Origin of the sequence: Enterobacter sp. YSU (genome assembly GCF_016082135.1) — a bacterium.
In the GTDB taxonomy this organism is placed as follows: Bacteria; Pseudomonadota; Gammaproteobacteria; order Enterobacterales; family Enterobacteriaceae; genus Enterobacter; species Enterobacter hormaechei_C.
In genome coordinates, this window is record NZ_CP059487.1 from 4,123,077 (window position 1) to 4,145,942 (window position 22,866).

Here is a 22,866-nt window from a genome sequence, read left to right on the forward strand (position 1 = left end):
TTAGTCATACAGCCTGATAAGATTGGTGTGATAACTTATCAAAACTTCAGGACCATAACCCCTGTCTGGATCAACTCAGGATGCGATGGTGAAAAATAATCACAGAAATTTATAGAACACCGAGGTCGCGGTCATGTCCCCGTTCGGCATCAGGGCGTAGCGTGGGATCTCCCCCGCCTTTTGCCAGCCTGCTCTCTGGTAAAACGTCTCCGCGCCGCTGCCGGTTGAGGTATCAAGCACCAGTACCGTAAGCGCTTTTTCACGTGCAACCGCCTCCAGGGCTTCCATCAGCGCCATTGCCGCCCCTTTACGGCGCGCGTTCTCATGAACCAGCAGTTTCGCGACATCTGCACGGTGCGGCTGGTTTTCAGGCTGATCGGTGATCAGCTGGACCGTGCCAACCAGCCCCTGCTCCGCATCAAAACAGCCCAGGACGGTACGCTCGTCACGCCCGACGCTGTCTGCGACGCCGGCCCAGAAGGTTTGGGCTTTCCCGGCAGAAAAAGGCAGCATAAAGCTGACGGAGGCGCCTCCGTTGACACAGTTGACGAAAATATCGTTCAGGGCATCGATGTGGGTGAGGATGTCCTGCCGGGAGAGAGGTTTAATCAGCATGGGAGAGTTCATTGTGCGTCCTTAGGTTGAATCTCTCCACTTTGCTATTAACATTTTTGTAACGCAATAAGTGATGACATAGGATTTCGTTATGTCATTTCTCGCCGTGGTGTTGCCGCTTCATGGCGTACATTTGCGCATCCGCGTGTTTTAGCCATGCCTGCATATCGTTGCGGTGATGATCGAACTCGCTCAGCCCCCAGGAAAACTGTAACGACCAGGGATGCAGCTGACGCGCGTTATACTTTTCCGTTTGTTCCACGAGATACTGCATGGCGATCCAGGCGCCAGGCTCATCGGTATCCGCAAACAGCACCGCGAACTCATCTCCCCCGAAACGTACCAGCAGATCGGCCTCGCGGAACGAGGAACGCATCAGGGCGGCCATCGCTTTCAGAGCTTTGTCACCCTCCTGATGCCCGAAGCGATCGTTAATGGTTTTGAAATGGTCCAGATCCAGCCAGCCAAGGGTTAAGGGTTCTGCCCGACGCTGCGAAACCGACAGTGCAAACTGCGCAAACTGGTTAAACCCGCGACGGTTAAACAGCCCCGTGAGTTCATCGGTTGTGGCCGCGCTAACGGCTGCAAACTCATCCTCTGCCAGTGCGCTGAGATCGGCCAGTACGGCGGAATCCGCCGCCGAAAACTCACGCGGTGCGTAATCAATGAGACACAACGAGCCTACGCACGCCCCGTCACGTAAACGCAGCGGGTAACCGGCATAAAAGCGCACGCCAGGCTCTCCCGCCACCTGCGGGTTGTCCGCAAAGCGTTCGTCCCGCAGCGTATCCCCCACCACCAGCGGCGCGTCACCCAGGATCGTATGACCACAAAACGAGAGATCGCGAGGCTGGGTGGCAGGTACCTGGCCGTCGGCAGACTTCACGATCGCGGCGTGGTCATCCACCAGCGTAATCATCGCCAGCGGCACCCTGAAAAAGCGTGTTGCCAGCCGCGTAAGACGATCAAACGCGGGGTAATTGTCGATCTCAAGCAGACCGGACTCGCGCAGAGCATTCATACGCTCCGCTTCATTCACGGGAATTTGAGGTGCCTTCATAACGTCTCCTGACGCTGAGCATTAGTAAAAGCGTAGCTTAAACAGAGACATTGTCAGTTCAGGAGGCACGATTTACCTCTATGACCAGCCAATGATGGATTACGTTGACGATATACTGTTGTTGCTGCGCACTCAGCGGCACGCCCTGCGGGATAGCGTGCCACTTAGCCAGACAGCCCCGACAGCAGGTTGCCGTGGCATGCTGGGCGATAAAAACCGGATGGCCGCGCATTGGCGTCTGCTTACCGTCATTCACCGGGTGTGCAGGCGCCAGCCGCGCGGCGACAAAATCGGCGGCATGCTTATCGATAGTCTCCGCGCCCTTATCCCAGCAGTATTGCCGCTCTTTCGTCCCTAAATGAAATCGTGAACGGAACGTGGAGCGAGCCAGGCGCGCGAACAGAGGATCTAACGTGGACATCAGTATACGGACCGTCCAAGGCGTTTGGTCAGCTGTTCCAGCGCCGCCACGCCCGCCAGTGAATTTCCGGTCTCGTCCAGTTCCGGGCTCCAGACGGCAATCGCCATCTCGTGAGGGACAATCGCCACGACCCCACCGCCAACGCCGGATTTAGCCGGCAGCCCCACGCGCCAGGCAAACTCCCCGGCATTCTGATACATCCCGCTGGTTGCCATTAAGGCGTTGATCTGCCGGGCCTGCATCGGGGAGACAACGTCCTCGCCCAGATGCGGGGCATGGCCCTGATGCGCCAGAAACAGAAAAGTCTGCGCCAGTTCGACACAGTTCATCTTCAGTGCGCAGTAATGAAAATAGTTTTGCAGAACCGTGGCGACATCATTATGAAAGTTGCCGAAGGACTTCATCAGCCAGGCGATGGCGGCGTTACGTGCAGAGTGTTCAAACTCAGAGCGCGCTACCACCGGATCGTAGGCGATGTCCTGCACGCCGGAAAGCTGCCGCACAATCTGGAGCATCCGCTGGCGCGGCGCGCTCAGCCGGCTTTGCAGCATATCGCACACCACCAGCGCCCCGGCGTTAATAAACGGGTTACGCGGCTTACCCTGTTCGATTTCCAGCTGGAGAAGGGAGTTGAACGGCTGACCGGACGGATCTTTGCCTACCCGCTGCCAGATCTCCTGCTCGTCATACTGGCGCATGGCGGCAACGAGGCTAAGCACTTTTGAGATCGACTGAATCGAAAAGCGCTCAAGCGCGTCTCCCGCCTGAAAACGCTGACCGTCGACAGTACAAATGGCGATACCGAGCTTATTACCGCTGATCGAAGCCAGCGCGGGAATGTAATCGGCAACCTTACCCTGCCCCAGTAACGGACGAACCTGCGCCAGAATCTCGTCCAGCATCTCATTATGGATGACCGCAGCCACACTTTGCTCCTTGCCCTCAGGCTAAAACGGGCTGCGAGTATAACAGAGGCTGATACGTCACGTCAGGCAGGGAGACGAAAACGCGAGACGGCCTGCAACAAAAGATCGGACTGCTGATGCAGGCGCTCAGAGGCATTTGACGCTTCGCTAACCAGCACATCTGTCCGACGCGATACCTGATTCAGCGCCTGAAGCTGACGGGTCATCTGATGAATGCTGTCCCCCTGATTCAGGGTGGCCAGCGAAATATCATTCAGCAGGCTGCTCAGATTCGCCACCAGCCCGGTAACCTGTTGCAGATTATCTTCCAGACGGTTTACCACCTGAGAACCTTCTTCAATGCCCTGTAGCGAGTGGTTAATTAGCGCCTGGATGGTTTGCGTAGAGTGACTGCTTTTTCTGGCCAACAGCCCCACTTCCCGGGCAACCACAGCAAATCCGCGCCCCTGCTCTCCTGCATGGGCGGCTTCAATGGCAGCATTGAGGGCGAGAATGTTGGTCTGAAACGCCACGCTGTCGATCATCGCGACGATCCCGCGCATCTCTGAGGATCGGTCGACGATCGTCTGCATCGAGCCATTCACCGCTGACATCATTTGCTCCCCACCAGCGGCAGCCTGTCGGGCTTCATCCGCGCGCGAGCGGGCGAGTTTTGCATAACCCGTGTTCCCCTCAACGTGGGTTTCGAGATCGGCGATGTGTGCGGTCACCTCCTCCAGCTCTTTGGCCTGTCGCGTAGACTGCTGATAAAGCTTCTGATTCCCCTGCGCAAGCGATCCGATATTTTCAACCATGGAGGTAGTGGCCTCGCTGACCTGGGTCACCAGTTGCTGGAGCCCGCGCTGCATGGCGGTAATACTGCCGCTGAGCTGGCTGATTTCACGGTTAAAGCGCACAACGTCAGGCGGCGTGCCTGACAAATCCCCTGCCGCAAGCTGGTTAATATGGATAATCAGACGGCGTAGCGGGGATATCACCCACTTCGCCATTCCGAACCAGACGGCTATGGCAATGGCCAGTAGCGCCAGCGGCGCAAACAGGAACAGCCGTTGCAGACCTGAGAGTTGTTCCATGAGCGACTGACGCCCCTGTATCGTCTGCTTCTCACTCCGTTGCTGATAGCGTGCGAAATTGTCATTAAAATCGGTCTGAAACGCCTGGGCGGGTACGGCGAAAAAGAGGTCGATGCTGTTGGTTTTCACCAGCCCCTCCGCCTGCTCTCGGATGGCATCGAAAAACAGCTGATAGCTATTAACCAGCCCGTCGTCTTTCGGCGGATTAAGCGCGAGCCAGGCCTGCCATGCCTGCTGTGACGCCGCCAGGGATTTTTGCGCCTCGTCCATCAGGCTATGCCAGCTCCCTTCCGAGCCGGTCTCCTTGTCCTGCATAAAGTACACGCCGGAGCGGTTGAGCAGATCGCTGGCCGCCAGCAGAGAAATACGGGCCTGATCCAGCCTGCTCTGCTGCTGCCAGGCCAGCTGATTGCGCTGTTCGTTACGCTGGGCTTCATTCAGGGAGGCGGTCAGCAGGAAAGAGGAAGAGAGTTGCAGGGCGGAGAAAAGGCCAATAATACAAAAGATGCCGGTCAGCATGCCAAACTGACGAGGGATAAAGCGCGGCGCAAGACGACTAAAAATTTGCGTTAGGTTCATAATTTTCTTCTGTAACAATACGTTAGACGCGAGCGAGTCTACGAAACGAAAATGACAGAACCATTACGCAAAAATGACAGGAAACGTGAATTGCCGGGTAGCGGCCTGGCCTTACCCGGCAACAAGACTAGACGCGATCCTTCCACACCGTCTGCACATTACAGAACTCATGCAGGCCGAAATGAGAAAGCTCTCGCCCGAAGCCGCTCTTCTTCACCCCGCCAAACGCGACGCGCGCATCGCTGGCGCTGTAGCCGTTGATAAAGATCCCGCCGCACTCCAGCTCGCGCGCAAAGGTTTCAGCCAGCGCATCGTTCTCGGTAAAGACCGTCGCCGATAAGCCAAAATCGCTGTCGTTAGCCAGCTGCAATGCGTGCGCCGCATCGTTCGCGATGGTAATTGCCGCCACCGGACCAAACAGCTCCTGACGAAAGGCCGTCATCTGTGGGGTGACGCCGCCGAGTACGGTTGGGGCATAATAGTTACCGGTCCCGGACATCTTCTCTCCGCCCAGCAGCAGGGTCGCCCCTTCCGCCAGCGTAGCCTGCACCTGCTGATGCAGTTCATCGCGAAGATCAAATCGCGCCATCGGGCCAATATAGTTATCTTCCTCATCCGGTGCGCCCATCTTCAGCGCCTTGACCGCGTCAACAAAGCGTTGGGTAAAGGCGTCCGCCACGCCCGCTTCCACAATAAAGCGTTTTGCCGCCGCACAAACCTGCCCGGTATTCTGATAACGTCCGGCCACCGCCGCGTTGACGGCCAGATCCAGATCGGCATCGTTCAGAACGATAAACGGATCGGAGCCGCCCAGCTCCAGCACACATTTCTTCAACGCCGCGCCCGCCTGCGCGCCAATTGCCGCACCAGCCCGAACGCTGCCGGTTACGGTCACCGCCGCGATACGACGATCGTTAATCGCCTGGCTGACGCCGTCATTCGTCGCGTTCACCCAGCCAAAGACCCCCTCCGGGAAACCGGCATCCGCGAATACCTTCCCGATCAGCTCCGCCGAGCCGAGCACATTAGGCGCATGTTTAAGCAGATAGCTGTTCCCTGCCAGCAGGATCGGCACCGCACCGCGCAGCACCTGCCAGAGCGGGAAGTTCCACGGCATCACCGCCAGAACGGGCCCAAGCGGACGGTACTCAATCACCGCATTTTCGACCTGGGTAGATTCCGGGTGCAGCATCGCCGGGCCGTGTTCAGCGTACCAGTCGCAAAGGCTGGCAGACTTAGCCACCTCCGCACGCGCCTGCATAATGGGCTTGCCCATCTCCCGGGAGATAGTCTGCGCCATCTCTTCCGCACGACTACGCAGCGCCGCACCCAGATCGCGAAGTTTTTGCGCCCGGTGCGCCACGCTTTCGCGTCGCCACTGACGAAAACCGGTATCCGCCTGCGCAATGGCACGCTCAACGTCATGGGACGTTGCCCACGGGTAAGCAGCCAGCGTTTCGCCGGTAGCCGGGTTGACAGAGTGGGCATGGGTAGCAGATGAATAGGTCATGATGTTCTCCACATAATAACAGTTGATTGATTGTGGCCTACTCTGCTATTTCTTAAAAATGAATAATACTCACCACCTTATTCACAATACGAGAACGGTATGGACTTAACTCAGCTTGAGATGTTTAACGCCGTCGCACTGACCGGCAGCATTACCCAGGCGGCGCAGAAGGTACACCGGGTGCCGTCAAACCTCACCACCCGCATCCGACAGTTAGAAGCGGATCTCGGCGTGGAACTGTTTATTCGCGAGAATCAGCGCCTGCGGCTTTCCCCCGCCGGGCACAATTTTTTGCGCTACAGCAAGCAGATCCTGGCGCTGGTTGACGAAGCGCGAATGGTCGTCGCCGGGGATGAACCGCAGGGATTATTCTCGCTCGGCGCGCTGGAAAGTACCGCCGCCGTGCGCATTCCGGAAAGTCTGGCGCGGTTTAACCAGCGCTATCCGCGCATTCAGTTTGCGTTGTCCACCGGACCTTCCGGTACGATGGTTGACGGCGTGCTTGAGGGGACGCTCAGCGCCGCCTTTGTCGACGGGCCGCTCTCGCACCCGGAACTGGAAGGGATGCCGGTTTACCGGGAAGAAATGATGCTGGTCACCCCTGCGGGTCACGCAGAAGTATCAAAAGCCACGCAGGTGAGCGGCAGCGACGTGTATGCCTTTCGCGCCAACTGTTCTTACCGGCGTCATCTGGAGAGCTGGTTCCATGCCGACCGCGTCACGCCGGGAAGGATCCATGAGATGGAGTCCTATCACGGGATGCTCGCCTGCGTGATTGCCGGGGCAGGCATTGCGCTGATGCCCCGCTCCATGCTGGAGAGCATGCCGGGCCATCATCAGGTGGCGGCGTGGCCGCTGGCGGAAAACTGGCGCTGGCTCACCACCTGGCTGGTGTGGCGACGCGGGGCGATGACCCGCCAGCTTGAGGCGTTTATCGCGCTGCTGAACGAGCGTCAGCCACCAGCGCCCAGTTGTTAATGATGAACGTAGTCCTGGAGTCGAAGGAAAATTTTTCCCTTCATATACAGCGTGGCCTGCCCGCCAATCAGCACGCGGTCGCCTTTCAGCTCGCAGCGCAGATCCCCACCGCGCAAGGAGACCTGGCGGGCCGACATCTGCGTTTTACCAAGCTTTTCGCTCCAGTACGGGATCAGCATGCTGTGAGCTGATCCCGTCACCGGATCTTCCGGCACCCCTTCCCCCGGGCAGAAGAAGCGGCTGACGAAATCATACTCATCCCCCGGCGCCGTAACGCAGACCATTTTCCCGAGCGGGAGCATGGCCGCAATATCCGGCGTCAGCGCTTCCACCTGCCGCTGGCTGTCGAGCACCACCATGTAGTCACGCCCCACACGCACCTCGTCTGCTGCGTTAATGCCCAGCGCGCTGAACAGCACTGCGGGTGGAGTATCGACAACCTCGGTTGACCACGCCGGGAAATTAAGCGTCAGCCAGTCGCCGCTGCGTTGTACCGTCAGATCGCCGACAAAGCGCGTGGTGAAGGTGATTTCCGTATGCGGATAATCCAGGTATTCGAAAATAACGTGAGAAGCCGCGAGGGTTGCGTGGCCGCAGAGGTTAATTTCATCCTGCGTGGTAAACCAGCGCAGTTCAAACCCGTTATCCGTTCGGACAAAGAACGCCGTCTCTGACTGATTATGCTGCTTCGCCATCTTCAGCAGCGTCTCATCCGGCAGCCACGCTTCCAGCGGACACACCGCCGCCGCATTGCCGCCGAACGCCCTGTCGCTGAAGGCATCTACCAGATAAAAATCAATTTCCTGCATCGTTGGTTCCTCTTAGATTTGTTCAGCGCAGAAATACTGTGCCCTTCAGATACAGTGCCGCCTGCCCGCCCATCCGCACGCGGTCGCCCTTGAGTTCGCAGCGTACGTCGCCACCACGGGCAGAAACCTGGCGGGCAAACATCTGTGTTTTGCCAAGCCGTTCACTCCAGTACGGGATCAGCATGGTGTGCGCGGAGCCGGTGACAGGATCTTCCGGCACGGCCACGCCTGGCGAGAAGAAACGGCTGACAAAGTCGTATTCCCCCTCGTCCCGGGCAGTGACGGCTACTTTATGCTCGCCCGGCGTCATGGCGGAGAAATCCGGATTAAGGGCTTCAACCTGCTCGCGGCTTTCCAGTACCAGCACCCAGGCGCGGCCTTTTCGCGCCTCGACGTAGTGGCTGATACCGAGTGCGGTGAGCATCTCCGGTGGCGGCGTCTGTGCCTGCGTCGGGCAGGCCGGGAAGTCCAGCGTCATCCAGTCACCTTCACGACTGACGGTCAGGCGACCAGAGGCGGTGTCAAAATGAAGGCGTGAGTCCGGATAATCCAGTTCGTGAAAAAGTACATACGCCGCGGCAAGCGTCGCGTGACCACAGAGATTAACCTCGGTGAGCGTGGTGAACCAGCGCAACTCGATCCCCCCTTTGGTACACACAAAAAACGCGGTTTCTGACTGGTTATGCTGTTGTGCCATTCGCAGTAACGTCTCATCCGGCAGCCATGCGTCGAGCGGGCACACCACCGCCGGGTTGCCGCCAAAGGAGGACGCGCTGAACGCATCTACCAGATAAAAATCAATCTCCTGCATCGTGTTACCGCCTGTTTTTGTTGTGTTGTTCTTTATCTTCGATGAAAACAACCCCGTTCGCTACCGCTGCATGAAGGTAAATTTTGTGATTCACATCACATAACGGTTGAGTTTTCGCCGTTTAAGGCTTTAAGATCGTCTCCTCATCTTTCAGGCAACGAATCCCAGATATCCCTATGACAACACACACGGTTTCCCGCAGAGTCGCGTGGCTACGCGTGGTCACGCTCGCCATCGCCGCGTTTATTTTCAACACCACGGAATTTGTTCCGGTTGGGCTGTTGTCCGACATCGCCGCCAGCTTCCATATGGAAACGGCACAGGTTGGCATTATGCTGACCATCTATGCATGGGTGGTGGCGCTGATGTCGCTGCCGTTTATGCTGCTGACCAGCCAGATGGAACGTCGTAAGCTGCTGATTGGGCTGTTTGTGGTGTTCATTGCCAGCCATGTGCTGTCATTTATGGCATGGAACTTTACCGTGCTGGTCATCAGCCGCGTCGGCATCGCGTTTGCCCATGCCGTTTTCTGGTCGATCACCGCGTCCCTCGCCATTCGTCTGGCTCCGGCGGGAAAACGCGCCCAGGCGCTGAGCCTGATTGCCACCGGAACGGCGCTGGCGATGGTGTTAGGCCTGCCGATCGGGCGCATTGTGGGACAATACTTCGGCTGGCGCACCACCTTCTTTGCCATCGGCATGGGGGCGCTGATCACCCTGGTGTGTCTGATCAAACTGCTGCCAAAACTGCCCAGCGAACACTCCGGCTCGCTGAAAAGTCTGCCGCTGCTGATGCGTCGACCGGCGCTGATGAGCATCTATCTGCTGACCGTGATTGTGGTGACCGCCCATTACACGGCCTACAGCTATATTGAGCCGTTTGTTCAGGTTGTGGCGGGCTTTAGCGCTAACTTTGCCACCGTTCTGCTGCTGATCCTGGGCGGCGCGGGGATTATCGGCAGCATCCTGTTCGGGAAGCTGGGCAATAAGCACGCGTCTGCGCTGGTAAGCAGTGCGATTGGTCTGCTGCTGGCATGCCTGCTGTTACTGATGCCTGCGGCAGGCAGCGAGAGTCATCTGGCGATCCTCAGTCTGTTCTGGGGCGTGGCAATCATGATTATTGGTCTGGGAATGCAGGTCAAAGTGCTGGCCCTGGCCCCGGACGCCACGGACGTAGCGATGTCGCTCTTCTCCGGGATTTTTAATCTGGGGATTGGCGCCGGTGCGCTGGTGGGAAATCAGATCAGCCTGCATGTATCGATGTCGGCCATTGGTTATCTCGGGGCGATTCCGGCGCTGATCGCGCTGATCTGGTCGGTGCTTATCTTCCGTAAATGGCCGGTCGCGATGGAAGAACAGTCCAGCCACGGTTGACGTTTGTTATGCCGGGTGGCGGCTTCGCCTTACCCGGCCTACGAAGCATTAATATCCGTGTTCATCATCACCGCCAAGATAACGGAATCTTTCATCTGTCATTTTGGTCTGACAATCATAGATACCGATTCTCGTTGCCAGAGGAGTGGTTGCACAAGACGCATCGCTTTATATTCATAAGAATTATATGCATTGCGAGTAGGCCGGGTAAGGCGAAGCCGCCACCCGGCAACGTTCTCAATGATACGTCTTAACAATCTCCAGCACGCCGTTAATAATAAACTGCACGCCCATACAGACCAGCAGAAAACCCATCAGTCGGGAGATAGCTTCAATCCCCCCCTTACCCACCCAGCGCATAATCGCCCCGGAGCTGCGCAATGACCCCCAGACGATAATAGCGATAAGCGCAAAAATGATCGGCGGCGCAACGGTGATAACCCAGTGCGGGAATGTCGTCCCATCACGCACCGTTGAGGCGGAACTGATGATCATCGCAATCGTCCCCGGCCCCGCCGTGCTCGGCATGGCTAACGGCACAAACGCGATGTTGGCGCTCGGTTCGCTTTCAAGCTCCTCCGATTTGCTTTTGGCTTCCGGGGATTCGTGCGCTTTGTGCGCCGGGAACAGCATCCGGAAACCAATAAAGGCCACAATCAGCCCGCCAGCAATACGCAGACCGGGAATCGAAATACCAAAGGTATTCATCACCAGTTGCCCGGCGTAATAAGCCACCATCATTATGGCAAAGACATAGACAGAGGCCATCATCGACTGCTGATTGCGCTCTGCGCTGTTCATGTTCCCCGCCAGCCCCAGAAAAAGCGCCACCGTCGTTAACGGGTTCGCCAGCGGCAGCAACACCACCAGTCCAAGCCCCACTGCTTTAATCAAATCCAACATAATGCACCGCAGTCCTTATCCTTATTCAACATCGCAATTATAGGGGCAAATCCTCGTCCGGAGCCATCCGACAGCGTAACCATAATTGTCTCGCGTAATTCATAACCCCAGATTATCTGTATGATTTAAAAGCGTACAGAATAAGTTCCTGAAGCGTTTTAGCATTTCGTGGCATCGGCCGATTCATTCAGTTGACTTATACTTGCCTGAGCAATAATATCTGCCGTGACTAAACTACTTGCCAGGGCAACCATTGTGAAAAGCACCAGTGACCTCTTTAACGACATAATCCCACTGGGTCGTCTTATTCATATGGTTAACCAGAAAAAAGATCGCCTGCTCAATGACTATCTGTCACCGCTGGATATCACCGCAACACAGTTCAAAGTGCTGTGTTCCATTCGCTGCGAAGTGTGTATCACGCCGGTTGAGCTGAAAAAGGTGCTCTCTGTCGATCTGGGTGCGTTAACCCGCATGCTGGATCGTCTCGTCTGTAAAGGATGGATAGAACGAAGCCCTAACCCGAATGACAAACGTGGCGTACTGGTGAAACTGACCAGCGATGGCGCGGCCATGTGTGAGCAATGTCATCAATTAGTAGGACAAACACTGCACCAGGAACTGACAAAAAACTTATCGGCAGATGAAGTGGCAACGCTTGAGCTCTTACTCAAGAAAATCCTGCCGTAAACAGAAAAAGAGGTATGACGATGTCCAGACGCAATACTGACGCTATCACCATTCATAGCATTTTGGACTGGATCGAAGATAACCTGGAATCTCCACTCTCTCTTGAGAAAGTGTCTGAGCGTTCAGGTTACTCAAAATGGCACCTGCAACGGATGTTTAAAAAAGAGACCGGCCATTCATTAGGACAATATATTCGCAGCCGCAAGCTGACGGAGATTGCCCAAAAACTGAAAGAAAGCAATGAGCCGATCCTCTATCTGGCGGAACGCTACGGATTTGAATCGCAACAGACCCTGACGCGTACGTTCAAGAACTACTTTGACGTGCCGCCTCATAAGTACCGTATTACCAGTATGCCGGGTGAATCCCGTTATCTGTATCCGCTAAAACATTGCAGTTAATCATCGCCTGTTAAGACGTAACCGAGGAAATCATGAAATTTATCGCCTCCGCCGCCCTCACCTTGCTGGTGCTGGTTTCCGGCCAGAGCTTCGCGGAGCAAACCCCCAATGCGGGGCAGCAAAATAATCGTGACACCATGATTATGCCGTCCACGCAAAACCAGTCGCCCTGGGACTTCAATCACATGGGCGCTGGCAGCGACAAATCCGACGAATTAGGCGTGCCGTATTACAACCACGACCTGTAAATCGTTTTTGCCCCGCTAATGCGGGGCTTTTTTCTGCCTTAACCCCGCACCCGCGTTGCCCGACTCACCCGCAAGCCAAAGACGTTGATATACAGCCCGGCCATAATCAGCCCTGCGCCACACAGTTGCAGCGCGCTGAGCGTTTCATCCAGCAACAGTGCGGCGCTGGCAAGCCCGACCACCGGTACCAGCAGCGATAACGGCGCCACACGCCAGGTTTCATAGCGTCCGAGCAGCGATCCCCAGATACCATAGCCAATGATTGAGGCGACTAACGCCAGGTAGATCAGCGACAAAATCGTCGTCAGGTCGATCTCCACCAGGCTTTTCAACATCGCCTGCGGACCATCCAGAAAAAACGACGCGGCCATAAACGGCACGATTGGGATCAATGCGCTCCAGACCACCAGCGATAAGACCGGCGGACGCGTCTCGTGCTGCATTATCAGTTTGTTAAAGATATTGCCGCACGCCCAGCTCAGCCCCGCCGCCAGGGTGAGCATAAAGCCTAGCAGCGCGACATGCTGACCGTTGAGGCTGCCTTCAATCAGCACCAGCACGCCAAAGACCGCAAGGCTAATGCCCGCCAGCTGCTTGCCCTGCAAGCGTTCGCCGAAGACAAATGCGCCGAGAATGATGGTAAAGAACGCCTGCACCTGAAGCACCAGCGAAGCCAGGCCCGCAGGCATACCGAATTTGATGGCGCAAAAAAGAAACGCAAACTGACCAAAGCTGATGGTAAGGCCGTAGCCCAGCAGCAGCTTAAGGGGAATTTTCGGGCGGGCAACGAACAGCAGCGCCGGGAAGGCCACCAGCAGGAAGCGCAGCCCCGCCAGCATCAGTGGAGGCATGTTGTGCAACCCCATTTTGATGACCACAAAATTGAGTCCCCACACCACGACAACCAGCAACGCTAACAGCCCGTCTTTCCGCGTCATTTTCCGCCCCTGAATTATTAAAATTTTGTAAACACTTCAAGGTAACAGAAAAAATAGCCCCGCGAGAAGATCATTAATTCTGGTACTGGAGAGAAGCACCTGCGGATAAATTGGGTGCTATACAAGCTGCCGATCCCATGATAATCCTGTAATAACACAACAAAAAAAGCATAAGCATTTGTCGGGCAGGAAAATGAAACCATCAATCAGGCGCTCAACCGCAGCGTTGCTGGCATCGTCATTGTTATTAACAATTGGCCGCGGGGCAACGCTGCCCTTTATGACCATATATCTCACACGCGTGTACGATATGAGCGTGGAGAATATTGGCTATGCCCTTACCGTGGCGTTGACCATTGGCGTGGTGTTTAGCCTTGGGTTTGGCATCCTGGCGGATAAGTTCGACAAAAAACGCTATATGCTGATCGCCATCGTAGCCTTTATCGCCGGGTTTGTGGCGATTCCGCTGGTGAATAACGTGACGCTGGTGGTGCTGTTCTTTGCCCTGATTAACTGCGCCTATTCCGTCTTCTCAACGGTGCTGAAAGCATGGTTTGCCGACGTGCTGACCTCCAGCGAAAAGGCACGCGTTTTCTCACTCAACTACAGCTTCCTGAACATTGGCTGGACGATCGGTCCGCCGATCGGCACCCTGCTGGTGATGTACAGCCTGCAACTGCCGTTCTGGCTGGCCGCCTTCTGCGCCGCACTGCCGCTCGGGTTTATCCATTTCTTTGTGCAGAAAAGCATAGCCTCAGACAGCCCTGAGGAGAAAATGCCGTGGCAGCCCTCGGTGCTGCTGAAAGACCGGGCGCTGTTCTGGTACACGCTCTCCGGCCTGCTGGCGTCGTATGTGGGTGGATCGTTCGCCACCTGTATTTCCCAGTATGTCCTCGCCGCACATGCGGACAGTGATTTCGCAGAAAAGGTGGTGGCCGTTGTGCTGCCCGTCAACGCGGCGGTGGTCGTCACCCTGCAATACGCGCTTGGACGTAAGATCACCGCCAGCAATATCCGTCCGCTAATGACCGCCGCGACGCTTTTTTTCATCCTCGGGCTGGGCGGGTTTATGCTTTCCGGCGAGAACCTGATTTACTGGGGGATCGCGGCGGCGATTTTCACCCTGGGTGAAATTATTTATGCACCGGGTGAATACATGCTGATCGACAATATCGCCCCGCCGGGCATGAAGGCGAGCTATTTCTCCGCCCAGGCGCTAGGCTGGCTCGGCGCGGCGGCGAACCCGATGATCACCGGGCTCATCCTGACCCATCTGCCGCACTGGTCATTATTTATCATTATGATGGCCGCCATCATTGCGGCCTGGCTGATGATATTGCGCGGGATGCGCGTGAAAAGTGAAGATAGCGTGTCGGGTGGCGCTGCGCTTACCCGACCGACAAAACCCTAATCGTAAGCCGGGTAAGGCGAAGCCGTCACCCGGCAAAACCAACACCCTAGTGGTGCAACATCTCCTCCACCACCTGCTCTTTGTACATCTCATTCGGGTAGTAGGTCGGCCAGTTATCCATCTCTTTCAGCAGCGCCTCGTGGGAGGTGTTGCCCATAAAGATATGGAAGTGTGAAGAGGCTTTCGGCCCGATGATATGGTCGCTGAACTGCACAAACTTAGGCGCCTGGCTCGCGTTATCCTTGCATTCAAACAGGTAGCGCACGCCTTTTTTCCCCGACGCATAGGTCAGAATTTTGTAGCCGCTGTAGTCGTAGCGGCAGCTGCTCACCGTTTTGCCTCGGTGGAATTCCATCACGTTGTTTTCAATGCCGATGGCGTCCACGTCCGTCGCGTACCCCTTACGGTAGTAGGCCTTCACCTCGGCAGCGGATTTTTCTCCCTTCTGCGCTTTCTTTTCGAAAACCGGATCCAGCGAACCATCAAGCAGGAACGGATAAACGGACTGCCAGGTCCCGTCCCAGTCAGACAGCTTCCTGTCCCTGACGTCTTTATCCTCAAAGACGCCGTTTGCCGCCTTCTGTTCCGCCTCTGTCATCTGATGACCGTGCGAATGGGCAAAAAGCGAGCCGCTTACCAGCAGCGTTCCCAGAGTCAGCGCAATTTTTGCAAGTTGTGCAGCCACAGCAAAATCCTCATTCCGTTTTATAAGAATGAGGATGTTATATTATAACATTTCAGATCGCAACCAGCCCGCGAACGCCCTCCTGCTCCATGTTCTCCCCGCGCCCCTGCTGGACGATGCTGCCGCGCGACATCACCAGATAGCTGTCGGCCAGCTCTGCCGCAAAATCATAAAACTGCTCCACCAGCAGGATGGCCATATCCCCCCGGTTCGCCAGGCTGCGGATCACCTGCCCAATCTCTTTAATCACCGACGGCTGAATACCTTCCGTGGGTTCATCCAGAATCAGTAACCGTGGACGGCTCGCCAGCGCGCGACCTATCGCCAGCTGCTGCTGCTGACCACCGGAAAGATCGCCTCCGCGTCGGTGCTTCATCTCCTTCAGCACCGGGAAAAGCTGCCAAATCTCCTCCGGTACGCTCCTTGCGTTTCCCGCGGAGAAGCGTGACAGCCCCATCAGCAGGTTTTCTTCTACGGTCAGACGCGGAAAAATCTCCCGCCCCTGCGGAACATAGGCCACGCCGGACTGCACCCGCTGGTGCGGTTTACTGTGAGTGATGCTCTTTCCCTGCCAGACCACCTCCCCGCCTTTCACCGGGATCAGCCCCATCAGGCACCTCAGCAGCGTGGTTTTGCCCACCCCGTTGCGCCCCAGCAGGCAGGTAACTTCCCCGACGACCGCCTCAAAGCTCACCCCGCGCAGAATATGACTTCCGCCGTAGTACTGATTCAGTTCGCTAACCTGTAACATCACCTCTCCTTAACGTCCCAGATAGACGTCAATTACCTGTTCATTGGCCTGTACCTCGCGAAGCGAACCTTCCGCCAGTACCCGCCCCTGATGCAGCACCGTGACGTGGTCGGCGATGGTCTCGACGAAGCCCATATCGTGCTCAACCACCATCAGCGAATGCTTGCCTGCCAGGGTGCGGAACAGCTCGGCAGTGTATTCCGTCTCTGCGTCGGTCATACCGGCGGCGGGTTCGTCCAGCAGTAACAGGTGCGGGTCCTGCACCAGCAGCATGCCGATCTCCAGAAACTGCTTCTGTCCGTGGGAAAGCAGCCCGGCACGGCGATCGCGCTCGCTGCCAAGCCGCAGCAAAACCAGCATCTCATCAATGCGGTCGCGCTGCTCGCCGCTGAGCGTGGCCCGCAGGCTCGCCCAGACGGACCTGTCGGCTTTCATGGCGATTTCGAGGTTTTCCCCTACGGTCAGCGCTTCAAACACGGTCGGCTTCTGGAACTTACGGCCAATGCCCTGACGGGCGATGGCCGCCGGTTCCAGGGCAGTCAGATCGATGGACTGATCGTAAATAGCTTTCCCGCTTTTTGGCCGGGTTTTGCCGGTAATCACGTCCATCAGCGTGGTTTTACCGGCGCCATTAGGGCCAATGATGCAGCGCAATTCTCCGACGCCGATGTTCAGCGAGAGATCGGTCAACGCCTGAAAACCGTCGAAACTGACGTTAATGGCCTCGAGCTGCAACACCGGATCGGTCTGCTCGCGGTAACGGTCGCCCGGTAGCTGGCGGGTAAAGAGTCCTTCAGAGGGCTGCATTAATTCTCTCCCTTACGAAACAGACCGAACACGCCGCGCGGTAAAAACAGCGTCACGGCGATGAAAATCAGCCCCAGAAACAGCTGCCAGTACTCCGGCATCGCCACGGTGAAAAAGCTCTTCGCACCGTTGACCAGCGCCGCGCCAATCACCGGGCCCACCAGAGTGCCGCGTCCACCCAGCGCTACCCAGATGGCCGCTTCAATCGAGTTGGTCGGCGACATTTCACCCGGGTTGATAATGCCCACCTGCGGAACGTACAGCGCTCCCGCCAGGCCACACAGCACGGCGGAAAGAGTCCAGACCAGCAGCTTGAAACCGCGCGGATCGTAGCCGCAGAACGTGAGACGGTTTTCCGCATCGCGCACCGCCGTTAAAATGCGGCCAAATTTACTCTTCGCCAGCGCGTAGCCTGTGCCCAGGGCCAGAAGCAGCAGCACGACCGTTGCGAGAAACAGCGCGATCCGCGTGGTGGTCGCCGTGACGGAAAACCCGAGCAGCGTGGTAAAACCGGTAAAGCCGTTATTGCCGCCAAAGCCGGTTTCGTTGCGAAAGAACAGCAGCATGCCCGCGTAGGTCAGCGCCTGGGTCATGATGGAGAAATAGACCCCTTTGATCTTCGAGCGAAAAGCAAACCAGCCGAAGACCAGCGCCAGCAGGCCGGGGATCGTCACAATTAACACCAGAGCCCATGCAAAATGCTGCGTTCCCCACCAGAACCAGGGCAGCTCGCTCCACGAGAGAAACGACATAAACGCGGGCAGCCCGTCCCCGGCCGCCTGGCGCATCAGGTACATGCCCATCGCATAGCCGCCCAGGGCGAAGAATATGCCGTGCCCCAGTGAGAGCATACCGGCATAGCCCCAGACCAGATCGAGGGCCACGGCGACAACTGCGTAGCAGAGGATCTTGCCGATGAGCGTCAACATCCACGTAGAAACGGCCAGCGGATGCGTTGCGGGCAACAGCGCGAGAAAAGGCAGCACCAGCAGCGCCGCAACCAGCAGACTGCCGAAGATTTGCGTGGAGCGCGGTGCCCTGCGCGCCAGTGTTAAGGCCAATGGCTGGCTCATCAGTCTGTCACCCTCCCTTTAAGTGCGAATAACCCCTGCGGACGTTTCTGAATAAACAGAATGATCGCCACCAGAATCAGGATTTTGCCCAGCACGGCACCCATCTGCGGTTCAAGAATTTTATTGAAGATCCCCAGACCAAAGGCCGCCGCGACGCTACCGGCCAGCTGGCCGACGCCGCCGAGCACCACCACCAGGAACGAATCAATGATGTATCCCTGGCCCAGCTCCGGTCCCACGTTCCCCAGTTGGGACAATGCCACGCCGCCCAGCCCGGCAATGCCGGACCCGAGGCCAAACGCCAGCATATCTACCCGTCCGGTGGGGACGCCGCAGCAGGCCGCCATGCTGCGGTTTTGCGTCACCGCCCGCACGTTCAGCCCCAGACGCGTTTTATTCAGAATGAGCCAGGTGAAGAACAGCACCATCAGCACAAACCCGAGCACCACAATGCGGTTCCACGGTAGCGTCAGGTTGGCGAAAACCTGCACCCCGCCGGACAGCCAGGCCGGGTTTGCGACCTCAAGGTTCTGGGCGCCAAAGGTCATGCGCACCAGCTGGATAAGCATCAGGCTGATCCCCCAGGTGGCGAGCAGGGTTTCCAGCGGGCGGCCATACAGATGGCGGATCACCGTGCGCTCCAGCACCATCCCGATACCTGCCGTCAGGCAAAACGCCACCGGCAGCGCCACCACCGGATAAAGCGCCAGCCACTGAGGCATCCACTGCGCCATAACCTGCTGCACCATCCAGGTGGCATACGCCCCGAGCATCAGCATTTCGCCGTGGGCCATGTTAATCACCCCCAGCAGACCATAGGTGATAGCCAGCCCGAGCGCGGCCAGCAAGAGTACCGATCCCAACGACAGGCCCATGAAGGCCTGCCCCAGCAGTTCGCCCCACATCAGCCGGTGCTGAATACGGTCCAGGCTCTCAGCGGCGGCGGCACGTACCCGTGCGTCCGGCTCGGTTTGCGCCCGGGTGAACGGCGTCAGCGTGGCCTGAACATCCGGATCGTCAGACTGTCCCAACAGTTCAACCGCGTTGAGGCGCGTTTCCGCCTGCGGACTCGCCAGCTGAAGATTTGCCAGCGCCAGCCTCAGCGACTGTCGGGTGACGTCATCCGTTTCGCGGTTAGCCCGCTGTTGCAGAAACCCGAGCATATCCGGCTGGGCGTCACGCTGAAGTTGCCGCGCGGCATGACGCCTTTCGGTGACACTGTCACTGACAAGCTGATGCGTCGCCAGCGCCGTGACGGTTAACACGCGCAGCCGGTTGGTCAGCCGCACGGCTTTGGTCGTTCCTTCGGCGCTCTTTGCCGCGCCCAGGGCAACCATTTCGCCGTCGATGCGGGTAAAAGCCTTCTTCTGGCTGTCGGTGTAGAGGTTCTCCTGTTGCAGCGCTTTAAGCAGCGGCAAACGTGCAGGTTCCGGCGTGGCTGCCCAGCGGGTCAGCATAGCGGTCTGCTGGCTGCGGCTAGCGGCAACGAAATCATCGGCATCCGATGCCTGCACCATCCCTGGCAGCAGTCCGGTAAGCCACACAATCGCAATAATTATGCGCATGGCGTTCATGACGTCTCTCCCTGGTGGTGGCTTAGTTGCTGGCGGTTTTCATCGGCTGGTCAGGTTTTTTGTCATTCCCGGCGATAAACGGGCTCCACGGCTGAGCGCGTACCGGCTGTTCGGTTTGCCAGACGACATTGAACTGGCCGTTGCCTTCGATTTCACCAATCATGACGGGCTTATGCAGGTGGTGGTTGGTGGCATCCATGGTCAGCGTAAAGCCGGACGGCGCGTTGAACGACTGGCTCGCCATTGCCGCGCGCACTTTGTCCACGTCGGTTGTCCCCGCTTTTTCAACCGCCTGCGCCCACATATGCAGGCCGACATAGGTCGCTTCCATCGGATCGTTGGTGACGACGGTATCGGCATTCGGCAGCTTATGGGCTTTCGCGTAGGCTTTGTAGGCCGCGACAAAGGTCTGGTTGGTCGGGTTATCGACGGATTCAAAGTAGTTCCACGCCGCCAGGTTACCCACCAGCGGTTTGGTATCAATGCCGCGCAGTTCTTCCTCGCCCACCGAGAACGCCACCACCGGCACGTCCGTGGCTTTCAGCCCCTGGTTCGCCAGCTCTTTATAGAAAGGCACGTTGGAATCACCGTTGATGGTGGAGACCACTGCCGTTTTACCACCCGCGGAGAATTTCTTGATACTGGCGACGATGGTCTGGTAATCGCTATGACCAAACGGGGTGTAGACCTCTTCAATATCTTTATCTTCCACGCCTTTCGAGTGCAGGAAGGCGCGCAGGATCTTGTTCGTGGTGCGCGGGTAAACGTAGTCCGTTCCCAGCAGGAAGAAGCGTTTCGCGCTGCCGCCGTCCTCGCTCATCAGGTACTCCACCGCCGGGATCGCCTGCTGGTTAGGCGCCGCGCCGGTATAGAAGACGTTAGGTGACATCTCTTCACCTTCATACTGCACCGGATAGAACAGCAAACCGTTCAGCTCCTCAAAAACCGGCAGAACTGATTTACGCGATACGGAGGTCCAGCAGCCAAACACCACGGCGACCTTATCCTGGCTCAGAAGCTGGCGGGCCTTTTCGGCAAACAGCGGCCAGTTGGATGCCGGGTCAACCACCACCGGCTCCAGCTTTTTCCCGAGCACGCCGCCTTTGGCGTTGATTTCGTCGATGGTCATCAGGGCGACATCTTTCAGGGGCGTTTCTGAAATGGCCATCGTGCCGGAGAGTGAGTGCATGATCCCGACTTTAATGGTCTCTGCGGCCTGGACGCCAAAACTGACCCCCATGGCGACCACGGAGGCGGACAAGGCGAACGCTTTTATAAAGGTACGACGGTGCATATTTTCACTCCTGAAAAAGAAAGCTGTGCGAAGACGTCCGTTACCGCCCGGACGCAGAAAAAGTAACGTCAGTTTCAGGAGAGCAAAAAGGGTGCCAGGTTGCAGAGGCAGGATTTAAACGGGTTCGAAGAGAGGATCTACGGGAAACGACTCAGAATGGTACAGCGCTGCACTGTAATAATGCAGCGCTGTGAACGATGTTACCAGACGTCGCTGGCGATTTGCGTCACCAGGCGAACTTTATCCCACTGCTGGGCTTCGCTCAGGCTGTTACCCTCTTCCGTGGAGGCAAATCCGCACTGTGGGCTGAGGCAAATCTGCTCTTTCGCCACGTAGCGCGCGGCCTCTTCCAGACGCGCTTTCACCCCTTCCGGGTTCTCTAGTTCACCGTGCTTGGTGGTGATTAGCCCCAGAACCACCTGCTGTTTACCCGGGCGCACAAAACGCAGTGGCGCAAAGTCGCCGCTACGGTCGTTGTCGTACTCCAGGAAGAACGCGTCGACGTTCACCGTACCGAACAGCACCTCCGCCACCGGCTCATAGCCGCCTTCGGAAATCCAGGTTGAGCGGAAGTTGCCGCGGCAGACGTGTAGCCCGATGGTCAGATCGTCCGGTTTGCCCTCCAGCGCCTTATTCAGCACCCGGGCATAGGTTCGGGCAAGTTCGTCTGCATCATCACCGCGCTCGCGGATCTGCCGGCGCTGGTCTTCTGAACAAAGGTAGGCCCAGACGGTGTCATCCAGTTGCAGATAGCGGCAGCCTGCATCGTAAAAGGCCCGAATGGCATCGCGCCAGGTGGTCGCCAGATCGTCAAAGTAATCTTTCAGATCCGGGTATACCGTGGCATCAATATCCTTGCGGCCACCGCGGAAGTGCAGCACGCTCGGGCTCGGAATGGTCATCTTCGGCTGTGCGTTACCGCTGATGCTTTTGAGGTAGCGGAAATCTTCCAGCATAGGATGATCGCCGAAGCCCAGTTTGCCCGTTACGCGCACGCCATGGGCTTTGGTCTGCACCCCGTTGAACTGAATGCCCTGCTGCGAATCATAACGCTCTACGCCCTGTAGCCCGTCAAAGAAGTCAAAGTGCCACCAGGCGCGGCGGAATTCACCGTCCGTTACCACATGCAGACCGCAGGCGCACTGCTGCTCGACAACATGGCGAATGGCCTCGTCCTCAACCGCGCGAAGCTGACCGGCATCGATCTCACCGCTGGCAAATTGCAGACGGGCCTGTTTAACAAAATCCGGGCGTAAAAAACTGCCGACTACATCGGCGCGGTACGGGGCGTGGTGTCGCTGCATGGAAATCTCCTCTGTCTGTCGGCGTTAATTGCCCACAGTGATAATTCATCTCTTGAATCTTTAGACTTCTGGATGTCTAAACGTCCTGCAAAGATGTCATACCGGCTCGCCGCCGACAAACGAGAAAATTTCATCTGTGTTGAAATAAATTCATGTTCACAGGGCGGGTGATGAAGATCCTGCAAACGCGAACCGCTCATCTTTCCAGCCGGCGATGCCCCCGAGCATAATCTTGACCGGCAGACCCAGACGCGCCAGCTTCAGCGCCGCCCTGTCCGACCCGTTGCAGTGCGGGCCTGCACAATAGACGACAAACAGCGTGCCCTCTGGCCACGCTTTCATCCGCTCGGCGGTGATCTGGCTCCAGGGTAAATGCAGCGCGCCGGGCAGATGCCGCCGGGCAAAATGTTCAGGTTTTCCGACAACGTGCAGCAGAACAAAGTCCTGCTCACCGCTGGATACCGCGTGATGGACATCGGCGCAGTCCGTCTCGACGCTCAGACGACGCAGGAAATTCCCCACGGCTTCCTGCGGCTCAGCAGCCGGAAATTCAGTAACATAGCTCATGAATCTTCCTCATTTGTGGTGTTTGTGTTAACACTACTTTATCCCTTAATTCAGCCCATGAATGC

24 protein-coding genes are annotated in these 22,866 nt (G+C 57.2%); 6 read left to right on the forward strand and 18 right to left on the reverse strand.

From position 1 onward, the window contains the following. Nucleotides 1-99 precede the first annotated feature (99 nt). The 6 genes from H2Z33_RS19790 to sad all read right to left on the reverse strand — a co-directional run bounded on the left by H2Z33_RS19790 (nucleotide 100) and on the right by sad (nucleotide 6,184). Entirely contained in the window at nucleotides 100-627 is a 528-nt protein-coding gene (locus H2Z33_RS19790; RefSeq protein ID WP_063135160.1) for a GNAT family N-acetyltransferase, read from the reverse strand. A gap of 82 nt (nucleotides 628-709) precedes the next feature. After that, complete coding sequence (locus H2Z33_RS19795; protein WP_063135159.1) at nucleotides 710-1,675, reverse strand: sensor domain-containing diguanylate cyclase; 966 nt, start codon at nucleotides 1,673-1,675, stop codon at nucleotides 710-712. 58 nt (nucleotides 1,676-1,733) lie between these two features. After that, on the reverse strand, nucleotides 1,734-2,096 hold the full coding sequence (locus H2Z33_RS19800; protein ID WP_003857163.1) for a DUF4186 domain-containing protein: 363 nt from the start codon (nucleotides 2,094-2,096) through the stop codon (nucleotides 1,734-1,736). Beyond that, entirely contained in the window at nucleotides 2,096-3,022 is a 927-nt protein-coding gene (gene glsB / locus H2Z33_RS19805) for a glutaminase B (RefSeq protein WP_003857165.1), read from the reverse strand. Before glsB ends, H2Z33_RS19800 begins: the two co-directional genes overlap by 1 nt. Before the next feature lie 62 nt (nucleotides 3,023-3,084). Continuing rightward, the gene (locus H2Z33_RS19810) at nucleotides 3,085-4,674 is read right to left on the reverse strand and encodes a methyl-accepting chemotaxis protein (protein WP_063135158.1); all 1,590 of its coding nucleotides are present in this window, start codon (nucleotides 4,672-4,674) and stop codon (nucleotides 3,085-3,087) included. A 127-nt stretch (nucleotides 4,675-4,801) separates the two neighbouring features. After that, on the reverse strand, nucleotides 4,802-6,184 hold the full coding sequence (gene sad, locus H2Z33_RS19815) for a succinate-semialdehyde dehydrogenase (RefSeq protein WP_032669892.1): 1,383 nt from the start codon (nucleotides 6,182-6,184) through the stop codon (nucleotides 4,802-4,804). A 99-nt stretch (nucleotides 6,185-6,283) separates the two neighbouring features. Here sad and ptrR point away from each other — a divergent pair, with 99 nt between their 5' ends. Then, nucleotides 6,284-7,162: a putrescine utilization regulator PtrR gene (gene ptrR / locus H2Z33_RS19820; protein ID WP_063135157.1), complete on the forward strand. Its 879-nt coding sequence runs from the start codon at nucleotides 6,284-6,286 to the stop codon at nucleotides 7,160-7,162. Here the strand turns inward: ptrR and H2Z33_RS19825 are convergent. Both H2Z33_RS19825 and H2Z33_RS19830 read right to left on the reverse strand, forming a co-directional pair. After that, the gene (locus H2Z33_RS19825; RefSeq protein ID WP_032619672.1) at nucleotides 7,159-7,971 is read right to left on the reverse strand and encodes a PhzF family phenazine biosynthesis protein; all 813 of its coding nucleotides are present in this window, start codon (nucleotides 7,969-7,971) and stop codon (nucleotides 7,159-7,161) included. The two genes, ptrR and H2Z33_RS19825, sit on opposite strands and share 4 nt — an antisense overlap. 22 nt (nucleotides 7,972-7,993) lie before the next feature. Beyond that, entirely contained in the window at nucleotides 7,994-8,782 is a 789-nt protein-coding gene (locus tag H2Z33_RS19830) for a PhzF family phenazine biosynthesis protein (RefSeq protein ID WP_017693433.1), read from the reverse strand. A 176-nt stretch (nucleotides 8,783-8,958) separates the two neighbouring features. On the opposite strand from H2Z33_RS19830, the gene H2Z33_RS19835 reads away from it, so the two are divergent. Further along, nucleotides 8,959-10,155: a sugar transporter gene (locus H2Z33_RS19835; RefSeq protein WP_023296611.1), complete on the forward strand. Its 1,197-nt coding sequence runs from the start codon at nucleotides 8,959-8,961 to the stop codon at nucleotides 10,153-10,155. Between the two features lie 237 nt (nucleotides 10,156-10,392). Here the strand turns inward: H2Z33_RS19835 and H2Z33_RS19840 are convergent, their stop codons facing one another. Beyond that, nucleotides 10,393-11,058 carry a MarC family NAAT transporter gene (locus H2Z33_RS19840; protein WP_017693435.1) on the reverse strand — a complete coding sequence of 222 codons (666 nt, stop codon included), beginning with the start codon at nucleotides 11,056-11,058 and terminating at the stop codon, nucleotides 10,393-10,395. Nucleotides 11,059-11,313: 255 nt separating this feature from the next. On the opposite strand from H2Z33_RS19840, the gene marR reads away from it, so the two are divergent. From marR to marB, 3 genes are read left to right on the forward strand one after another with little or no spacing between them, the layout of a single operon-like run. Further along, nucleotides 11,314-11,748 carry a multiple antibiotic resistance transcriptional regulator MarR gene (marR, locus tag H2Z33_RS19845; protein WP_017383983.1) on the forward strand — a complete coding sequence of 145 codons (435 nt, stop codon included), beginning with the start codon at nucleotides 11,314-11,316 and terminating at the stop codon, nucleotides 11,746-11,748. A gap of 20 nt (nucleotides 11,749-11,768) precedes the next feature. Beyond that, nucleotides 11,769-12,149, forward strand: coding sequence for an MDR efflux pump AcrAB transcriptional activator MarA (gene marA / locus H2Z33_RS19850; protein ID WP_001303241.1), 381 nt, complete (start codon nucleotides 11,769-11,771; stop codon nucleotides 12,147-12,149). Nucleotides 12,150-12,181: 32 nt separating this feature from the next. Beyond that, nucleotides 12,182-12,397: a multiple antibiotic resistance protein MarB gene (gene marB / locus H2Z33_RS19855; protein ID WP_015570538.1), complete on the forward strand. Its 216-nt coding sequence runs from the start codon at nucleotides 12,182-12,184 to the stop codon at nucleotides 12,395-12,397. Nucleotides 12,398-12,435: 38 nt separating this feature from the next. On the opposite strand, the gene eamA is transcribed toward marB, so the two are convergent. Continuing rightward, a complete protein-coding gene (eamA, locus tag H2Z33_RS19860) occupies nucleotides 12,436-13,335 on the reverse strand; it encodes an O-acetylserine/cysteine exporter (protein ID WP_063135156.1) in 900 nt (299 codons plus the stop codon). A 193-nt stretch (nucleotides 13,336-13,528) separates the two neighbouring features. Here eamA and ydeE point away from each other — a divergent pair, with 193 nt between their 5' ends. Continuing rightward, the gene (gene ydeE / locus H2Z33_RS19865) at nucleotides 13,529-14,746 is read left to right on the forward strand and encodes an efflux MFS transporter YdeE (protein ID WP_017383985.1); all 1,218 of its coding nucleotides are present in this window, start codon (nucleotides 13,529-13,531) and stop codon (nucleotides 14,744-14,746) included. A 46-nt stretch (nucleotides 14,747-14,792) separates the two neighbouring features. On the opposite strand, the gene zinT is transcribed toward ydeE, so the two are convergent. The 8 genes from zinT to H2Z33_RS19905 form a co-directional block, all read right to left on the reverse strand. Further along, the gene (gene zinT / locus H2Z33_RS19870) at nucleotides 14,793-15,431 is read right to left on the reverse strand and encodes a metal-binding protein ZinT (RefSeq protein WP_017693437.1); all 639 of its coding nucleotides are present in this window, start codon (nucleotides 15,429-15,431) and stop codon (nucleotides 14,793-14,795) included. Between the two features lie 52 nt (nucleotides 15,432-15,483). After that, nucleotides 15,484-16,182, reverse strand: coding sequence for an urea ABC transporter ATP-binding subunit UrtE (urtE, locus tag H2Z33_RS19875; RefSeq protein WP_032103021.1), 699 nt, complete (start codon nucleotides 16,180-16,182; stop codon nucleotides 15,484-15,486). 9 nt (nucleotides 16,183-16,191) lie between these two features. Then, entirely contained in the window at nucleotides 16,192-16,989 is a 798-nt protein-coding gene (gene urtD, locus H2Z33_RS19880; protein WP_015570541.1) for an urea ABC transporter ATP-binding protein UrtD, read from the reverse strand. Next, nucleotides 16,989-18,062 carry an urea ABC transporter permease subunit UrtC gene (gene urtC / locus H2Z33_RS19885; RefSeq protein WP_032671136.1) on the reverse strand — a complete coding sequence of 358 codons (1,074 nt, stop codon included), beginning with the start codon at nucleotides 18,060-18,062 and terminating at the stop codon, nucleotides 16,989-16,991. Before urtC ends, urtD begins: the two co-directional genes overlap by 1 nt. After that, nucleotides 18,062-19,636 (reverse strand): urea ABC transporter permease subunit UrtB, encoded by a 1,575-nt coding sequence (gene urtB, locus H2Z33_RS19890; protein WP_015570543.1) that lies wholly within the window; start codon nucleotides 19,634-19,636, stop codon nucleotides 18,062-18,064. Before urtB ends, urtC begins: the two co-directional genes overlap by 1 nt. A gap of 22 nt (nucleotides 19,637-19,658) precedes the next feature. Further along, a complete protein-coding gene (gene urtA, locus H2Z33_RS19895) occupies nucleotides 19,659-20,930 on the reverse strand; it encodes an urea ABC transporter substrate-binding protein (protein ID WP_045141514.1) in 1,272 nt (423 codons plus the stop codon). 200 nt (nucleotides 20,931-21,130) lie between these two features. Next, nucleotides 21,131-22,234 (reverse strand): cobalamin-independent methionine synthase II family protein, encoded by a 1,104-nt coding sequence (locus tag H2Z33_RS19900; protein WP_063135155.1) that lies wholly within the window; start codon nucleotides 22,232-22,234, stop codon nucleotides 21,131-21,133. A 156-nt stretch (nucleotides 22,235-22,390) separates the two neighbouring features. Beyond that, entirely contained in the window at nucleotides 22,391-22,801 is a 411-nt protein-coding gene (locus tag H2Z33_RS19905) for a rhodanese-like domain-containing protein (protein ID WP_063135154.1), read from the reverse strand. Between the last annotated feature and the right edge of the window lie 65 nt (nucleotides 22,802-22,866).

Excerpts from the sequence above, each read along its gene's own strand:
- marB (WP_015570538.1), top strand. The coding sequence starts at position 12,182 with ATGAAATTTATCGCCTCCGCCGCCCTCACCTTGCTGGTGCTGGTTTCC.
- H2Z33_RS19835 (WP_023296611.1), top strand. The coding sequence starts at position 8,959 with ATGACAACACACACGGTTTCCCGCAGAGTCGCGTGGCTACGCGTGGTC.
- H2Z33_RS19825 (WP_032619672.1), bottom strand. The coding sequence starts at position 7,971 with ATGCAGGAAATTGATTTTTATCTGGTAGATGCCTTCAGCGACAGGGCG.
- ydeE (WP_017383985.1), top strand. The coding sequence starts at position 13,529 with ATGAAACCATCAATCAGGCGCTCAACCGCAGCGTTGCTGGCATCGTCA.
- H2Z33_RS19800 (WP_003857163.1), bottom strand. The coding sequence starts at position 2,096 with ATGTCCACGTTAGATCCTCTGTTCGCGCGCCTGGCTCGCTCCACGTTC.
- sad (WP_032669892.1), bottom strand. The coding sequence starts at position 6,184 with ATGACCTATTCATCTGCTACCCATGCCCACTCTGTCAACCCGGCTACC.
- eamA (WP_063135156.1), bottom strand. The coding sequence starts at position 13,335 with ATGACGCGGAAAGACGGGCTGTTAGCGTTGCTGGTTGTCGTGGTGTGG.
- H2Z33_RS19905 (WP_063135154.1), bottom strand. The coding sequence starts at position 22,801 with ATGAGCTATGTTACTGAATTTCCGGCTGCTGAGCCGCAGGAAGCCGTG.
- urtB (WP_015570543.1), bottom strand. The coding sequence starts at position 19,636 with ATGAACGCCATGCGCATAATTATTGCGATTGTGTGGCTTACCGGACTG.
- H2Z33_RS19795 (WP_063135159.1), bottom strand. The coding sequence starts at position 1,675 with ATGAAGGCACCTCAAATTCCCGTGAATGAAGCGGAGCGTATGAATGCT.
- H2Z33_RS19900 (WP_063135155.1), bottom strand. The coding sequence starts at position 22,234 with ATGCAGCGACACCACGCCCCGTACCGCGCCGATGTAGTCGGCAGTTTT.
- ptrR (WP_063135157.1), top strand. The coding sequence starts at position 6,284 with ATGGACTTAACTCAGCTTGAGATGTTTAACGCCGTCGCACTGACCGGC.
- H2Z33_RS19810 (WP_063135158.1), bottom strand. The coding sequence starts at position 4,674 with ATGAACCTAACGCAAATTTTTAGTCGTCTTGCGCCGCGCTTTATCCCT.
- marA (WP_001303241.1), top strand. The coding sequence starts at position 11,769 with ATGTCCAGACGCAATACTGACGCTATCACCATTCATAGCATTTTGGAC.
- urtC (WP_032671136.1), bottom strand. The coding sequence starts at position 18,062 with ATGAGCCAGCCATTGGCCTTAACACTGGCGCGCAGGGCACCGCGCTCC.
- H2Z33_RS19840 (WP_017693435.1), bottom strand. The coding sequence starts at position 11,058 with ATGTTGGATTTGATTAAAGCAGTGGGGCTTGGACTGGTGGTGTTGCTG.
- urtD (WP_015570541.1), bottom strand. The coding sequence starts at position 16,989 with ATGCAGCCCTCTGAAGGACTCTTTACCCGCCAGCTACCGGGCGACCGT.
- H2Z33_RS19830 (WP_017693433.1), bottom strand. The coding sequence starts at position 8,782 with ATGCAGGAGATTGATTTTTATCTGGTAGATGCGTTCAGCGCGTCCTCC.
- H2Z33_RS19790 (WP_063135160.1), bottom strand. The coding sequence starts at position 627 with ATGAACTCTCCCATGCTGATTAAACCTCTCTCCCGGCAGGACATCCTC.
- urtE (WP_032103021.1), bottom strand. The coding sequence starts at position 16,182 with ATGTTACAGGTTAGCGAACTGAATCAGTACTACGGCGGAAGTCATATT.
- urtA (WP_045141514.1), bottom strand. The coding sequence starts at position 20,930 with ATGCACCGTCGTACCTTTATAAAAGCGTTCGCCTTGTCCGCCTCCGTG.